12 protein-coding genes and 1 tRNA gene are annotated in these 16,228 nt (G+C 58.6%); 3 read left to right on the top strand and 10 right to left on the bottom strand.

Annotated features, from left to right (window positions below; all coding sequences use genetic code 11):
• Positions 1 to 116 precede the first annotated feature (116 nt).
• Positions 117 to 3,458 (top strand): TonB-dependent receptor domain-containing protein, encoded by a 3,342-nt coding sequence (locus ACG2K1_RS08270; RefSeq protein ID WP_395429179.1) that lies wholly within the window; start codon positions 117 to 119, stop codon positions 3,456 to 3,458.
• Positions 3,459 to 3,865: 407 nt separating this feature from the next.
• Here the strand turns inward: ACG2K1_RS08270 and nudB are convergent, their stop codons facing one another.
• The 8 genes from nudB to yajC form a co-directional block, all read right to left on the bottom strand.
• Entirely contained in the window at positions 3,866 to 4,327 is a 462-nt protein-coding gene (nudB, locus tag ACG2K1_RS08265) for a dihydroneopterin triphosphate diphosphatase (RefSeq protein WP_395429178.1), read from the bottom strand.
• Positions 4,317 to 5,708, bottom strand: a complete 1,392-nt coding sequence (locus ACG2K1_RS08260; protein WP_395429177.1) for a mechanosensitive ion channel family protein — start codon at positions 5,706 to 5,708, stop codon at positions 4,317 to 4,319. The genes nudB and ACG2K1_RS08260 overlap by 11 nt, the downstream gene beginning before the upstream one ends.
• 204 nt (positions 5,709 to 5,912) lie before the next feature.
• On the bottom strand, positions 5,913 to 6,395 hold the full coding sequence (locus tag ACG2K1_RS08255; RefSeq protein ID WP_395429176.1) for a GNAT family N-acetyltransferase: 483 nt from the start codon (positions 6,393 to 6,395) through the stop codon (positions 5,913 to 5,915).
• Between the two features lie 284 nt (positions 6,396 to 6,679).
• Positions 6,680 to 7,816, bottom strand: a complete 1,137-nt coding sequence (locus tag ACG2K1_RS08250) for a 5-(carboxyamino)imidazole ribonucleotide synthase (protein WP_395429175.1) — start codon at positions 7,814 to 7,816, stop codon at positions 6,680 to 6,682.
• An 83-nt stretch (positions 7,817 to 7,899) separates the two neighbouring features.
• Complete coding sequence (gene trpE, locus ACG2K1_RS08245) at positions 7,900 to 9,375, bottom strand: anthranilate synthase component I (RefSeq protein WP_036496624.1); 1,476 nt, start codon at positions 9,373 to 9,375, stop codon at positions 7,900 to 7,902.
• Positions 9,376 to 9,468: 93 nt separating this feature from the next.
• Positions 9,469 to 10,404 (bottom strand): protein translocase subunit SecF, encoded by a 936-nt coding sequence (secF, locus tag ACG2K1_RS08240; RefSeq protein WP_009427176.1) that lies wholly within the window; start codon positions 10,402 to 10,404, stop codon positions 9,469 to 9,471.
• Between the two features lie 4 nt (positions 10,405 to 10,408).
• The gene (secD, locus tag ACG2K1_RS08235) at positions 10,409 to 12,256 is read right to left on the bottom strand and encodes a protein translocase subunit SecD (protein WP_395429174.1); all 1,848 of its coding nucleotides are present in this window, start codon (positions 12,254 to 12,256) and stop codon (positions 10,409 to 10,411) included.
• Between the two features lie 82 nt (positions 12,257 to 12,338).
• A complete protein-coding gene (yajC, locus tag ACG2K1_RS08230) occupies positions 12,339 to 12,638 on the bottom strand; it encodes a preprotein translocase subunit YajC (RefSeq protein ID WP_009427174.1) in 300 nt (99 codons plus the stop codon).
• A gap of 226 nt (positions 12,639 to 12,864) precedes the next feature.
• Here yajC and ACG2K1_RS08225 point away from each other — a divergent pair, with 226 nt between their 5' ends.
• Both ACG2K1_RS08225 and ACG2K1_RS08220 read left to right on the top strand, forming a co-directional pair.
• Entirely contained in the window at positions 12,865 to 13,842 is a 978-nt protein-coding gene (locus ACG2K1_RS08225; RefSeq protein WP_395429173.1) for a class 1 fructose-bisphosphatase, read from the top strand.
• 145 nt (positions 13,843 to 13,987) lie between these two features.
• Positions 13,988 to 14,359, top strand: coding sequence for a hypothetical protein (locus ACG2K1_RS08220; RefSeq protein WP_395429172.1), 372 nt, complete (start codon positions 13,988 to 13,990; stop codon positions 14,357 to 14,359).
• Between the two features lie 269 nt (positions 14,360 to 14,628).
• On the opposite strand, the gene rho is transcribed toward ACG2K1_RS08220, so the two are convergent.
• Both rho and ACG2K1_RS08210 read right to left on the bottom strand, forming a co-directional pair.
• The gene (rho, locus tag ACG2K1_RS08215) at positions 14,629 to 15,888 is read right to left on the bottom strand and encodes a transcription termination factor Rho (RefSeq protein WP_036496612.1); all 1,260 of its coding nucleotides are present in this window, start codon (positions 15,886 to 15,888) and stop codon (positions 14,629 to 14,631) included.
• 227 nt (positions 15,889 to 16,115) lie between these two features.
• Positions 16,116 to 16,206: transfer RNA gene (locus ACG2K1_RS08210), tRNA-Ser, on the bottom strand.
• Positions 16,207 to 16,228 lie beyond the last annotated feature (22 nt).

The following is a 16,228-nucleotide window of genomic DNA, read 5'->3' as shown; positions in this document are numbered from 1 at the left end:
GGTTTTCAGACGGCCTCTTCCTTGGTTTTGTTTTTATTTGTTAAGTTGCGTATAATCCGTTTACAAAAACAAATCTAAGAGATTCGTATCAATCTGTTTCTGCAAGGACTTCCGCGATGAATAAAACCCGTCTCAAAACCCTCGCCGCCTGCATCGCCGTACTCGGCACGCCTGCCGCCTTCGCCGACAACACCGCCGCCGACGCTGCAGAATCCTCCGCTCTCGAAACCGTTATCGTCAAAGGCAACAAAAACAAACACCAAACCGGCCGCGACCGCGTCTACACCCGCGAAGTGGTAAACCTCTACAAAGGCAAGGAAGAAGTCGAAACCTTCAAAGGCAACACCGTATCCGACCTTTTAAGCGGCATGGTCGGCGTGTACAGCGGCGACGCGCGCAACAGCGGCGCCATTGATCCCAACATACGCGGCGTGCAGGGGCAGGGACGCATCCCCGTAACCGTGGACGGCACCGAGCAGGCGATTACCGTGTGGCGCGGCTACGCGGGCGCGAACAACCGCAACTATGTCGACCCCAACATCATCAGCAGCGTCTATGTCGAAAAAGGCCCGTCGTTTAACCGCGGCATCAAGAGCGGCATCGGCGGCTCGGTGGCGATGAAAACCATCGACGCCGACGATATTGTCCCCGATGGGCAGAAATACGGCCTCGAAGTCAAAGTCGAAACCTCCAATAATTCCATCAGACAGCGCAAAAACGTTTACGAAGATTCGGTTGACTACCGCACCCTGCCCGAGCCCGCCTACGCCACCGGCGGCATCTGGCGTGCCATGCTCGACGGCTCCGACCGCGTAGATCAGCGTTTTTCCGGCCGCAACAAATTCTTCAAAGACAAAGCTTACCGCATCGCCGCCGCCACCAAACAGGACAACTTCGATGCCATGCTTGCCTACGCCTACCGCAGCAAAGGCAATTATTTTTCCGGCAAAAAAGGCGCGGAACGCTACGGCTACATCGGGCCGTGGACGCAGGAAACCCTAGACAAGCTCAAACGCCTCCAAGAAGAAGCCGCTGCAAGAGGAGAAAAGTTTTGGGGAAGCGAAAACATGCTCGGCTCACCCAATATCGCCCGAGTCGGTCTGTTTTTCCACCCCGGCGGCGAAGTTTCCAACACCTCGCTCGAAACCGAATCATGGATAGGCAAAACCACCTTCCGCCTGCCGCACCGCCAAACCCTCAAACTCGGCCTGCGGCGCACCAACACCACCTTCGGTGACGTCATGCCCTCACGCATCATCGGCCCCATCAGCAGCAAAGCCGAAGACCTCAACAAAATCGCCGAATGGCCGCGCTCGTGGGTGAAACAGAATTCCGCCAACATCGATTACACCTTCAAACCCGAAAACAGCCGCTGGATCGATTTCACCGCAACCCTGTGGACAACCCGCACCAAATCCAAAACCAACACCGCCGGCGGCGCACCCGGCGACACCTTATATGAAGACAATGAATTCCAACGCCGCTACGACAGCGAAATCGGTTTGTGGCAATCCCTGATGCAGCAATGGCCGCATTTGAGCCCCAGCGAACGGCAGGACTTGATTGATGCCGGATACAGCCCCGACAAAAAGCCCAAAGTCGATCCCACCACACCCAACACCGACGGCAGGTTCAATACCGTTCAAGGCCAAGCCTATTACGCCAAAAACGACCGCAACGGCTTCACTTTCTCCAACCGCATGAAACTGCATCCCAAGCTGGATTTGACCGTGATGGGCGACTACCAATACGAAAAACTGCGTTCGCGCGACGAATATTCCGACGAACTGCGCTGGATGGGCATGGACAAATACAAAGACGAAATTACCAACAATACTATCCGTGCTAACTATGAATTAAGCCGTTTCGGCTACCCGCGCAACGGGCGGCGGCACGAAGCCAATTTGGGCTTCAATTTTCATTTTAAGCCTACAAACTGGCTGGACTTGACTGCGGGGGTGAGATATACGCATTTCAGCATTAACGATGACGGCAGGGTTGCCAAAGAAGGTTTGACCGTTTTCGGGTATCCGATACCGATAAACAGAGGCCAGGGAATAGTCTTTACCCGCATTGCCACACCTGAAGAATATGCGGTTTATAAAGCAGCAAAAGCCGTATCCGATGAAACGCTTGATGAGATGTGGAAAAGGCAGGAGTTTGTTCGGGCGGAGACAATTAAAGAGCAGCAGAAATTCCTCAAATTGAACGATCAGGGCGTGCCTTATCTTGTATATGATTCGAGATTTATCAATCCGCAAACAAAAGACAATCCCGATTTTTCCAAATTTGCCTATCACTATACCGAGCCCTATGACAGACCTCTGCCGCCTGTTTTGTATTGGGATAAGGATTCATCAGGCCGTCTGAAACTTGAAAACAACCCCATGCTGAATAATCAGCACAAAGATATTCTGGATGCCGCTGCGGAAAATCCCGCCTACGACCCCAATGACCCTAATAGTCCGAAAACGGCTAAAAAATATATTGTTACGGATAAGTTTGAAAATATAAACAACGCCAGCCAAGCCGAATTAAACCGCATCCGGCATCAAAAAGGCGGCGGCTGGGCACCCGCTTTTTCCGCCACAATAAACCTTACCGACCACGCCCGTGTCTACCTGCGCTATACCGAAACCCTGCGCTATCCCAGTATTTTTGAAGGCACATACGGATTCTCCAACTTTGACGGCGGCTTCAACCGTGCCGGCTGGGGCTGGAAACCCGAACACGCCAAAAACTGGGAAGTCGGCTACATCCATGATTTAACGGGCGCATTCCCCAAAATGCGCCGCGCCGACTTCCGCGTCAACTACTTCCACAACAAAACCAAAAACATCATCGACCGTGATCAATATTTGGAGTTTGAACAGTTTGAAAAACAAGTGAAGACAGGCGTGGAGCTTTCTGCCCGCTTCGACAGCGGCAGAGTATTCGGAAGCTTGGGCGTATTGAGAAATCTTAAAAATGAAATGTGCGATGAGCTGTATGCCATACTGCGGGATGAATCATCAAATTACGACTATTTAAAACCCGGCTCGGGCGGTAAAGCACCTTCTTGCAACCACGGAGGAGTCAGCGATTCGGGTTATCTGGCTTCTGCGCTGCAACCGCGCTGGTCGATTGATGCCGACCTCGGCGCACGTTTCTTCGGCGAAAAACTGGAAACAGGACTGCGCTTCCACTACCACAGCCGCATTAAGAAAAACCGTGATGAGGCATGGGAAAATTACCGCAAAGACCCAAAAGCACTGTATCCCAATTATCAAATCATCGGGCAGGAATGGCAGCCCGTCGCCACATGGGATTTATACCTGCGCTACAAAATCCGCAAAAACATCACCGCCGAACTGGTGGGGACGAATCTGACCGACCGCTATTATCTTGATCCGCTTAGTCCTTCCTACATGCCCGCCCCCGGCCGCACCCTCCGCTTCGGCATCACCGCCAAATGGTAAAGGCCGTTCCCGCGCAGGCGGGAACGGCCTCAAATCGGTTTGAAACCCAAAAGGCCGTCTGAAACCGAAAATCCCGCCGCGCACCTGCCCCCTCTCCTGCGCTCCAGGCGCGGGGGAGGGTTGGGGAGGGGGTAGCAGTTCGCAGAACTGCATTTGGCCGATGTCCTGCAAAAGCTGCCGCAGCGGCGCAAGCCCCCACCCTAACCCTCCCCCGCAAGCGGGAGAGGGAACGCTGTTACCCGATAGGTTTCAGACGGCCTCAAATCAGTTTGAAACCTAAAAGGCCGTCTGAAACCGAAACGCCGATACCTGACTCCCTCCCCCGCAGGGGCGGGAGAGGGAACGCAGCCCGTAGGTAGTAGGATACCTGTGCCCGAAGGCCGTCTGAAAATCTCGAATCGGGCGTTTCAGACGGCCTTTTGCTGCACAAAGCGCAGGAGGGCGTCGCGGTTGGAGGGGGAGGTGGCTTTTTCGGCGGCTTTTTCGGCGGGCAGCCAGAGGAGGGCGGTGTGTTCGCTCAGGCGGACGGGGGTGTTGCGTGGGATTTGGGCAGAGAAGAGGTGTTCGGTGTTGCGGGTGACGCCTGCGGGGTAGCGGTGGCGCCAGTGGGGGTAGATTTCGTATTCGGTGCTGTATTGCCAGTCGTGCAGGTTTTCGCGTTTAAGGGCGATGCCTGTTTCTTCGTACACTTCGCGCAGGGCGGCGTCGGTGGGGCTTTCGCCTGCTTCGAGGCTGCCGGTGACCGACTGCCAGAAGCCTGCGCGGTCGGCACGTTCGAGCAGCAGGGCGTTGCCGTGTCCGTCGTGCAGGACGACGAGCACGGACACGGGAATTTTCGGCGCTTTGGCGGGGCGGTTTTCAGACGGCATGGTCGTTTTCCTGCTGCTTGGTCTGCGCATCGGCCTGTCCGCCTGCGGTGTGAGGGAGGTCGTTGAGAATGCGTACCTCGCGCTGGGGGTAGGGGAAGGAGATATTTTCTTCTTTGAAACGCTGCCAGATGTCGAGGCGGATGGCGGAGAAGAGGTCGAGGAAGCCGTTTTCCGGGTCTTTCACCCAAAAGCCCAGCTGCAGGTCGATGCCGTCGGCGGCAAAGCCGGTGAGGTAGGCTTTGGGGCGGCTGCCTTCGCTAGTGTCGATGCGGCTTTGTTTGGCGGCGGCTTCGGTCATGATTTGCATGGCGCGCAGGATGTCGGAGTCGTAGGAGACTTGGATGTCGATGCTCTGGCGCAGGGCTTTGGCGGTGTAGGATTCGTTGATCACCATGTTGGTGATAAAGGTTTCGTTGGGTATCAGCGCTTCCGTGCCCGCGCCGCTGCGCAATACGACGAAGCGGGAGGTGATTTTGGTGACGTAGCCGGTGAAGCTGTTGACGGTGAGGCGGTCGCCGGGGCGGATGGAGCGGTCGCCCAAGATAAGGAAACCGGAGATGTAGTTGCTCGCCACTTTCTGCAAACCGAAACCGATGCCGACGCCGAGCGCGCCGCCGAAGACGGAAAGCACGGTGAGGTCTATGCCCACCAGCGGCAGGGCGATCAGCACGGAGAGGACGATGAGCACGATGCGTACGATGTTGGACAGCATGATGCGCAGGCTCAAATCCAGATGGGTGTTGGCCATCAGCCGCGCCTGCACAAACTGCGCCAGCCACATGGTGAAGACCAATATCACGCCTATCCACAGCAGGCCGGTGCTCACTGTCCACAGGCTCAATTTGGCCGAGCCGACGGAGAAAACCAGCCCCTGCATCCAGCGGATGATGATGTCGTCGATGCCCGACACCCACAGCACGAAGGCGCACCACAAAACGGCGGACAGGCTGCGTTCGAGGCGGTCGCTCCACGGTTTGTCGGGCAGCGCGGCATGGAGCACGGCCATGACGATGCGGATGGCGAACATCCAGTTGGCGGCCAAGAGCAGTAGGCGCAGCCACACGGAGCGCAGGCCGAAGGCGTTCCACGCCGCCAGCACCAGCGCCGCCGCCACCCACATCAGCAGCGGCCAGAGGATGCGCCTGCCGATATGGTGCAGCAGCTTGTGTTGTTCCGGGGAGGGGCGGCGTTTGAGCAGCCATTCGGAGAGCTGCCACATTGCCGCCATCAGCGCCAGCGCGATGCCCAGCTCCACCCAGCCCGAGGTCTGGCGGATGCTGCTTTCGAGCAGGTGGGAGGTAAATTCGGACGGGGCGAACAGGCTGGCGAGAAAGCTGTAAAGGCCGTCTGAAAAAGCGGCGGCGGGGAATTGTGCGGTCATGGGCGAAAGTGTGTGTGGTGTGAAAAAGAAGGCGGATTATACGGATTTTGTGCGGCGGCGTATCGGACGGAGGCCGTCTGAAAGGGCGAAACGGGCTTTCAGACGGCCTGAACGGGTTTGGTTTTCATCAGGCGGCGCAGGGTTGGCGCAGCGGATGCCCCGAAGGTCGTCTGAAACCTTATCCGCTTGCGGCCGCGTGCCGCGTTACAGGTTTTTGCGCATCAGTTCGCAGCCGACGGAAACGGAGGGATTGAGCGGCAGCACGGCTTTGCCCAGCGATTCGTAGCCGTTGAGGCGGTAGAAGCTGACGGAGTTGGTGGAGGCGTAGAGTTTGAGAAAGCCCAGCAAGGCTTGTTCGGCCAGGGTTTCGGCGCGTTGCAGCAGGGCGGTGCCCAGCCCCTGGTTGTGCATGAAGGGGTGGACGTAGAGGGCGTCGAGCTGCGCTTCTTTCAAATCGAGCTGAAAGAAACCCTGTATGTTGCCTTTGAATTCGGCCACCCACAGCTCGCGTTTGGGGTCGGCCAGCGTTTCCAGGTAGCTGTCGGGCGCGAGCAGTTCGCGCCAGGCTTCGAGGACGGTGGCGTCGTAGCTGCTGCGGCAGGTGTATTGGACGGCGTATTCGTGGACGTGGTAGATGTCGGCGCAGTCGGCCGGTGCGGCGGGGCGCAGTACGGTTAGGATGGGCATGACATATCCTGTGGGCGGAACTCGGGTCAAACGGGAAGCGGGCAGGCGGCGATTATAGCGGATAAAGGCACGCCGCCGCCCTACCATGCGGTAAAAGGCCGTCTGAAAAATGTGTAATGCGCTCCCCGCATCGCGGCGAATCCGCGTGCCTGTCGGAAAACGGCAGCCGTGCGTTTTATCGTGCCGGCAGCCGAAACCGCGTGCGGGATGGGGGATACAGTTGCAACACAGAGGCCGTCTGAAAAGCACTTTTCAGACGGCCTCTGTGTTGCACGGAGCGGCGGTTACAGTAGGCTGTGCAGCTTTTGCGCCTGTTGCAGCGCGGTGTCGGCATCGTCGGCAAACACGGTGAAATGTCCCATTTTGCGGCCGGGTCGGGCGGCTTTTTTGCCGTACAGGTGCAGATGGGCGCGCGCGTCGCTTTGCAGCGGCAGCCAATTCGGTTCGCTGCCGTCTGCGCCCCATACGTCGCCCAAAATATTGGCCATGCAGCAGGACGACAAAAGGCGGGTATCGGCCGGCGGCAGGCCGCACATCAGGCGCACTTGCTGCTGGAACTGGCTGGCGGCGCAGGCGTCGATGGTGTGGTGGCCGGAATTGTGCGGGCGCGGCGCGATTTCGTTGACAACCAGCTCTTTCGTGTCGCCGACGACAAACATTTCCACCGCCAACACACCGACATAGTCCAACTCGTCGGCCAGGCGCACGGCCATTTGCCGCGCCTGCTGCTGGATGTCCGCACTCAAACGCGCAGGCACGATGGAATAAGCCAAAATGCCGTTTTCGTGAATATTTTCGGCCGGGTCGTAGGTGCACACGTTTTCGCTGTTCAGACGGCATACGACTACGGAAATTTCGCCGCGCAAATCCACCATTTTTTCCAGCACGCATTCCACGCCGCCCAATTCGGTAAACGCGGCTTTGGCTTCGTCAACCGTTTTCACGCGGATTTGGCCTTTGCCGTCGTAGCCCAGCATGGCGGTTTTCAAAATGCCGGGCAGCAGAGCCGCGCTGTTTTCGCTAAGGTCGTCTGAAGATTTCACCGCCTGATACGGCGCGGTTTGCAGACCGGCCGCGCGGATACGCGCTTTTTCCAAAATGCGGTTTTGCGCTACGGCCAAGCAGTCGCCGCTTGGCGATACGATTGTATGCCGCGCCAGTTCGCGCATCGCGTCGGCATTGACGTTTTCAAACTCGGTGGTTACGGCGGCGCATTTTGCCAACTCGGCGAGCGCGGCCGCATCGTCAAACGGCGCGCACAAATGGCGGTCGGCAAACGCGGCGGCTGGCGCGTTCGGGTCGGGGTCGAGCACGGTTACGCCGTAGCCCATGGTTTTGGCGGCAGCGGCAAACATACGGCCGAGCTGGCCGCCGCCGAGTATGCCGAGCATGGCGGGAGGGAGGATGGGAGTCGGGTTCATATTGCGTATCTCTTTTGATGGGGCGGGTGCAGGTTGCGGCAATGTTTTCAGACGGCCTCAAGCTGTATTGAGGCCGTCTGAAACTATTTGTCCAGCCCTTCCTGCACCATCTGCGCGGCGCGGATAACGGCGCGGGCTTTATTTTGGGTTTCCTGCCATTCGGCTTCGGGGTCGGAATCGGCCACCACGCCCGCGCCGCTTTGCACGTGCAGCGTGCCGTTTTTAATCACGGCGGTGCGGATGGCGATGGCCAGATCCATGTCGTTGTTGAAGCTCCATACGCCGACTGCGCCGCCGTAGATGCCGCGCTTTTCGGGCTCGAGCTCTTCAATGATTTCCATCGCGCGCACTTTGGGCGCGCCGGAGAGCGTGCCGGCGGGGAAGGTGGCGGCGAGGATGTCGATGTTGCTTACGCCTTCTTTCAGACGGCCTTCGACGTTGGAGACGATGTGCATCACGTGCGAGTATTTTTCGACGGTCATTTTTTCGGTCACGCGCACTTGGCCGGTTTGGCTGATGCGGCCGACGTCGTTGCGGCCGAGGTCGATGAGCATGACGTGTTCGGCGGTTTCTTTGGCGTCGTTCAGCAAATCCTGTTCGTTGGCGGCATCTTCTTCGGGCGTGGTGCCGCGCAGGCGGGTGCCGGCGATGGGGCGGACGATGACTTTGTCTTTTTCGCGGCGCACGAGTATTTCGGGCGATGAGCCGACGATGTGGAAGTCGTCGAAATTGTAATAAAACAGATAGGGTGAGGGGTTGAGCGTGCGCAGGGCGCGGTAGAGCGAGAGCGGGCTGTCGGCAAAGGGCATGCCCATGCGTTGGCTGGGGACGACCTGCATGCAGTCGCCTGCACAGATGTAGTCTTTGATTTTTTCGACACAGGCTTTAAACGGTTCTTGGCCGAAGCTGCTGGCGGCTTCGGTTTTGCCGCTGCCCAGGGAAAGCGGGATGGCGCAGTTTTGCCGCAGCTGGACGCGGATGTCTTCGAGGCGGGCGCGGGCGCGCTCGTATGCGTCGGCCTCGCCCGGGTCGGCGTAAACGATAAGGTGGATTTTGCCGCTGAGGTTGTCGATAACGGCCAACTCTTCGGAGAGCATCATGAGGATGTCGGGCGCGCCGATGCGGTCGGCTTTGACGGGGTGTTTCAGACGGCCTGCGAGGTGTTCGAAGTAATAGACGGTTTCGTAGCCGAAATAGCCGACGAGGCCGCCGGTGAAGCGCGGCAGGCCGGGGATTTCGGGCGTGTGGAAACGCTTGTGGAAGGCTTCGATAAATTCCAGCGGGTTGCCCCTGTGCTGTTCGATAATGACGCCGTCTTCATACAGGCTGATTTCGCGGCCGGAGGCTTTGATGTAGGTGTTCGAGCCGAGGCCGACGAAGGAGTAGCGGCCGAAGCGTTCGCCGCCGACGACGGATTCGAGCAGGTAGGTGTAGGGGCGGTTGGCGAGTTTGAGGTAGATGGACAGCGGGGTATCCAGGTCGGCCAGCAGCTCCTGCACGAGGGGGATGCGGTTGTAGCCGGCGGCGGCTTGGGCGAGGTATTGTTGTTTGCTAATCATGGTTTCAGACGGCCTCTCGGTGTGGCGTTGCGGGGGCGGCGGAAGAAAGAGGCCGTCTGAAAACATTCCGTTCAGACGGCCTCTTTGTCCGCGTCAGACGACGGCTTCTTCTTTTTTCTCTTTCACGCGGGCGATGTTTTCGCGGCTGAGGCCGAACAGTAGCAGCAGCGGGCTGGCGACGAGAACGGAAGAGTAGACGCCGAAGACGATGCCGATGGTGAGCGCCATCGCAAAGCCGTGCAGCGCGGCGCCGCCGAAGAGGAGCATGGAGAGCACCATGGCTTCGGTCGAGCCGTGGGTGATGACGGTGCGGCTCATGGTGGCGGTGATGGCGTTGTCGATAACCTCGGGCACGGTGTGGTCGCGCATGGTGCTTTTGCGGAAGTTTTCGCGGATACGGTCGAACACCACCACCGATTCGTTCACCGAGTAGCCCAAAACGGCCAGCACGCCGGCCAGCACGGTGAGGGAAAATTCCCATTGGAAGAGGGCGAAGCAGCCGAGGATGATGACCACGTCGTGCATATTGGCGATGATGGCCGACACGGCAAAGCGCCACTCGAAACGCATGGAGAGGTAGAGGATGATGCCGACGACGACCATGCCCAGCGCAATCAGGCCGTTGTGCACCAGCTCGTCGCCGACCTGCGGGCCGATGAATTCGACCTGACGCAGCTGCACGGAAGCATCGCTTTTTTTTAGGATGTCCATGGTTTGGTTGGAGAGCTGGGCGGTGGTGGTACCCGCTTTGTTGGGCAGGCGGATCATCAGGTGGCGGTCGCTGTTGACGGTTTGCACCTGCACGTCGCCCAGATTGAGCGCGTCGAGATCCGTGCGCACTTTGTCGACGTCGGCCGCTTGGGCGTATTCGACTTCCATCACCGTGCCGCCGGTGAATTCCACCGAGAAATTCAAGCCTTTGACGGCAAGGAAAACGACGGCGAGGATAAAGGTGGCAAGCGAGATGAAGGTGGTGAGCTTGCCGTATTTCATAAACGGGATGTCGCGTTTGAAGCGGAACAGTTCCATTGGTTTACTCCTTGTCTGCCGCGGCGGCGGGACGGATGTCGCCGCCGATGGAAATGCTTTGCAGCTTGCGTTTGCGGCCGTACCACAGGTTAACGAACATGCGCGACACGACCACCGACGAGAACATCGAGGTCAGAATGCCCAGACAGTGCACCACGGCGAAGCCGCGCACGGGGCCGGAGCCGAACAGCAGGAGGGCGATGCCGGCAATCAGTGAGGTGATGTTGGAATCGACGATGGTGTCCCAGGCGTGTTTGTAGCCTTCGGCAATGGCGGCCTGCGGCTTGACGCCGTCGCGCAATTCTTCTCGGATACGCTCGTTAATCAATACGTTGGAGTCGATGGCCATACCCAGCGTCAGCGCCATGGCGGCGATGCCGGGCAGAGTGAGCGTGGCGCCCAGCCAGGAGAGGGCGGCCACCAGAAGCAGCAGGTTGGACACCAGCGCGATCACGGAGAAGAAGCCCATCAGGCGGTAGTAGACCACCATGAACACGGCCACGACGACAAAGCCCCACAGCGTCGAATCCATGCCTTTTTTGATGTTTTCCGCACCGAGCGAGGCGCCGATGGTGCGCTCTTCGACGATTTCCATCGGCGCGGCCAGCGAACCGGCACGCAGCAGCAGGGAAATGTCTTCGGCTTCGGCGCGGCTCATGCTGCCGGAGATAATGGTTTTGCCGTTGGGAATCGGCTCGTTGATAACCGGCGCGGTGACGACTTCGGCCTTGCCCTGTTCCACCAGCACCATCGCCATGCGTTTGCCGACATTGTTGCGGGTGAGGTCGGCGAAGATGGCGGCGCCGGCGTTGTTGAAGCTGACGTTGACGCCGGGCAGGCCGCGGTCGTTTTGCCCGGCCTGCGCGTCGTCGATGTTGTCGCCGGTCAGCTCCACCTGTTTGCTCAGCAGCAGTTGGGCGGGCTGCTCGCCGGCGGTTTTCAGCAGCTCGTAGCCTTCGGGCACATTGCCCTCACGCGCGGCGGCATAGGCGGACTGGTCTTCGTTGACCATGCGCACTTCGAGCGTGGCGGTGCGGCCGATGATGTCTTTGGCCTTGGCAGTGTCCTGCACGCCGGGCAGTTGGACGACGATGCGGTCGGCCCCCGCCTGTTGGATAACCGGCTCGGCCACGCCCAATTCGTTGACGCGGTTGTGCAGGGTGGTGATGTTTTGTTCGACGGCCTGTTTGCGGATGTTGGCCACGGTTTGTTCGGGCAGGGTGAGAATCAGGCGGCTGCCGTCGGAAGTGAGGGTGGCTTCGGGAAACAGGCGTTGCAGCTGCGGCAGGATTTTTTCCAATTCCGCCGCGTCTTGGAAGGGCACGGCCAGGCTGTTGTCGTTGACGGCAATCTGGCCGCTGCGGATTTTCTCTTTGCGCAGTTCGCGGCGGATGTCGCCCGCGTAGCGCTCGAAGGTTTTCTGCATCGCGGCCTTCATGTCCACCTGCATGGTGAAATGCACGCCGCCGCGCAGATCGAGGCCGAGGAACATCGGTTTCGCGCCGATTTTCGCCATCCAGTCGGGCGTGTTGGCGATTTGGTTCAAAGCCGTGATATAGCCTTCGCCCAGCGCGTTTTCAATCACTGAGCGGGCTTTCATCTGCGTTTGCGAGTCTTTGAAACGCACTTTGAGCGAGCCGTCGGCAATAAACATGCCGTCGTCGGCAATGTCCGCCGCTTTGAGCGCTTCGGCAACGCGTGCCTCCGTGCGGCTGTCGATGGCGAGCGACTGGCGGTTGGTGGACACCTGCACCGCCAGCGTGTCGCCGTAGAAATTCGGTATGGTGTAGAGCAGCCCCAGCGCGAGCACGGCTGTGACCAGGAGATATTTCCACAGGGGATAACGGTTCATAATCAAACCTTCAAAGGGAAAACCGTCTGATGCCTGCAATCACAGGCGGCGTTTTCAGACGGCCTTGTCGGAAAGAAACGGCTTATTCGGGGTTTTTCGCGGCCACGGAGTTGCGTTCGACCTGCACTTCGACATTGCGGGCGATTTCCACCGTGAAGAATTTTTCGCCGGTTTTGGTGATTTTGCCGGCAATGCCCGAAGCCAGAAGCACTTTGTCGCCGGCTTTCAATGAGGCCAGCATTTCCTGATGGGCTTTAAATTTCTTCTGCTGCGGCCGCATAATCAGGAAGTAAAACACCACCAGAATCAGCGCGAGGGGTGCAAACTGCATCAGGGCGCCGGGCTGTTGCACGGCATCGGCGGCGTAGGCTAATCCAATCATGGTTCTGTCCTTGTCTCGTGTGGAAAAAACGGCTGCGGCGCAAGCGCCGCGAAAAACGGCGTATTCTAAATGGCGCGCGGTTTTTTTCCAAGAATTTTCGCCGCCTGCGCCTTTCAGACGGCCATACGGGCAAAACCGCGCTTGTTGCGGCCGTCTGAAACGGGTATAAACCGCAGCTTTCGTTTTCAGACGGCCTTTTCAGACGGCCTCAGCAAAGGATAACGCCATGAACACCACCTTCCCCGAATTCCTGCAACAACACATCGAGCAACACGGCCTGAGCGCCGAGCTGGGCGGTGTCGTGCAAACCATAGCCGCCGCCTGCGTGAACATCGGCGCACAAGTGCGTCTCGGCGCGCTGGCGGGCGTGCTCGGCACGGCGGGCAGCGGCAACATCCAGGGCGAAGAGCAGAAAAAGCTCGACGTGATTGCCAACAACATCCTGATCGACGCGCTCAAAGCCAACCCTCATGTGGCAGGTCTCGCCAGCGAAGAAGAAGACAGCTTCGTCGCCTGCGCTTCAGACGGCCGCTATCTCGTGCTGTTCGACCCGCTCGACGGCTCGTCCAATATCGACGTCAACATCTCCGTCGGCACGATATTTTCCGTGCTCGCCAAACCCGCAGGCGCGCTCGACACCGCCTCCTTCCTGCAAAGCGGCAGTAAGCAGCTTGCCGCAGGCTATGTGCTCTACGGCCCGCAAACCCAGCTGGTTGTCACCTTCGGCCGCGGCGTCAACGTCTTTACGCTCAACGCCGATAACCAATTCATCCTCACGCAGAGCAATCCGCAAGTGCCGCCGCAGACGAAGGAATTCGCCATCAATGCCTCCAACCGCCGTCACTGGTTCGCCCCCGTGCGGCAATATATCGACGAACTGCTGGCGGGCGAAACCGGGCCGCGCGGCAAAAACTACAATATGCGCTGGGTGGCCAGCATGGTGGCCGAAGTGCACCGCATCCTGATGCGCGGCGGCGTGTTCATATATCCGCAGGACGCGCGCGATCCGTCCAAACCCGGCAAACTGCGCCTGATGTATGAAGCCAACCCCATGAGCCTGATTATGCGCGAAGCGGGCGGCGCGGCCTCCGACACCGCACGGCAGATACTCGACATCGAGCCGCAGGGGCTGCACCAGCGCGTCGCCGTCGTCCTCGGCAGCTGCGACGAAGTGGCCTATGTCGACAGCCTGCACGCGCGGTAAACGCGGCGGACAATCTGCCGCGCAGGCTTTTGCCTTGCGTCGGAATACGCACAAGGCTGTCGACCGTTCGCATGTCGGCAGGGCTTATTAACCGCCCCAGCGGTTCGGTGAAAAGTAAAAATAGCGGGCAAGAGGATAGTGCAAGATGGAACGGCGCAATTTGTGGCGTGTGGTGAAAACGGCATTTGCAGGCAATCTGTTGGTAGGAGCGGTGTCGAATTTGGTTTTCGCAGCGTTTTTTGACATGGATAAAGCCCTTGTTTTTTTTCTGACGGCTCTGCTGCCGTGGAGTCTGTTTAATGCACTGATTTTCTCTCTGACAGCGGCAGTTCCGGCTTGGATGATGTCGGATCAGATATGGCATCCGCGCTGGCACGGCAGGCTGCTTGCCGGTTCTCTGCTGTGGGGATTGACATCCTGTATCGGCGCACTGCCACTGATAAAAAACTGGCTGTCGATGGGAACATGCGGAATGCTGGTTGCATGGTTGTGCATACGGCGCGGTAGGGTATCCTGAAAAACCGTTTTTGTTTTTTTTTTTACGGAACAGTAAACGTCGCGTAGCTCATCAATAGGCTGTGTCGCGCAGCGGCGCACGCGTTCCCTGCAGTACCCGATACACCCGAAGGCCGTCTGAAAGCGCAATCGTTTTTTCAGATGGCCTTTGTCTGTCCGCGCGGGTTTCCGCAAAACTGCAAACCGTGTGCCGTCGCGCGGCACGTCTTTAATGATACAAAGGCCGTCTGAAAACGGTTTCAGACGGCCTCATATCGTCGGCGGGCGGCTTTATTTGCCGCGCATCAGTTCGAAGAAATCGTTGTTGTCCTTCGATGCTTTGAGTTTGTCGACCAAAAACTCGGCTGCTTCCAACTCGTCCATCGGGTGCAGGAATTTGCGCAGCAGCCACATGCGTTGGAGCTGGTCGTTAGGTACGAGCAGCTCTTCGCGGCGCGTGCCGGATTTGTTGATGTTGATGGCAGGGAACAGGCGTTTTTCGGCCATGCGGCGGTCGAGGTGCAGCTCCATATTGCCCGTGCCTTTAAACTCTTCGTAAATCACGTCGTCCATACGGCTGCCGGTTTCCACCAGCGCGGTGGCGATGATGGTGAGCGAGCCGCCTTCTTCGATGTTGCGTGCCGCGCCGAAAAAGCGTTTGGGGCGGTGCAGGGCGTGGGCGTCTACGCCGCCGGTGAGCACTTTGCCGGAGGTGGGGACGACGGTGTTGTAGGCGCGGGCAAGGCGGGTGATGGAGTCGAGCAGGATGATCACGTCTTTTTTGTGCTCGACCATGCGCTTGGCTTTTTCAATCACCATTTCGGCCACTTGGACATGGCGTGCGGCAGGTTCGTCAAAGGTGGAGGCGACGACTTCGCCGCGCACGGAGCGGCTCATTTCGGTCACTTCTTCAGGGCGCTCGTCGATGAGCAGTACGATAAGCTCGGCTTCGGGATAATTGGCGGTAATCGCGTGGGCGATGTTTTGCAGCATCACGGTTTTGCCCGATTTGGGCGGGGCAACCAAGAGTGCGCGCTGGCCGCGGCCGATGGGGGAGACGAGGTCGATGGCGCGGCCGGTGATGTTTTCTTCGGATTTGATGTCGCGCTCGAGCTTGAGCTGTTTGTTGGGGAACAGCGGCGTGAGGTTTTCAAACAGGATTTTGTGGCGGCACACTTCGGGATGGTCGCCGTTGATGGTGTTGAGGTGCACCAGGGCGAAGTAGCGTTCGTCGTTTTTCGGCACGCGCACGGTGCCTTCGATGGTGTCGCCGGTGTGCAGGTTGAAGCGGCGGATTTGGTTGGGCGATACGTAAATATCGTCGGGGCCGGCGAGGTAGGAGGTGTCGGCGCTGCGCAGGAAACCGAAGCCGTCGGGCAGGATTTCCAGTGTGCCCGAGCAGGTGAAGTCTTGTCCCTGCTGCATCAGCTGGCGCACGATGGCGAAGACGAGGTCTTGTTTGCGCAGGCGGTTGGCGCCTTCGATGCCGAGTTGTTCGGCCTGTTCGAGCAGTTTGGAGATGTGTTGGGTTTGTAGTTCGGAGACGTGCATAGGAGTGGGTTTGGTCGGGTTGGAGAGGGCGGCCTTTGAGGCCGTCTGAAAGGGCAAAAGAAAAGTGCGCGGCTGCACGTGTTCGGTGTATGTGTTTTTTGCTTTGGCTGCTGCTTGGAGAATACCGGTTTGATTTAAGGGTGATGCGGATATGCTTGGATGCGGCCGTGGGATCGGCGTTTCTGAAACCTGAAAAAAGACAAGCCGTCTGGCTTGTCTTTCGAATCTGGCGGAAAGGAAGGGATTCGAACCCTCGATACGCTATTCACGTATACACGCTTTCCAGGCGTGCGACTTCAACCACTCATCCACCTTTCCGTGAAGCTGCGCATTATACGGT

It is taken from the genome of Neisseria sp. 23W00296 (assembly GCF_044772855.1).
GTDB lineage: Bacteria > Pseudomonadota > Gammaproteobacteria > Burkholderiales > Neisseriaceae > Neisseria.
The sequence above is the reverse complement of the archived record's forward strand: the minus strand, read 5'-3'. Positions and strand labels throughout refer to the sequence as shown.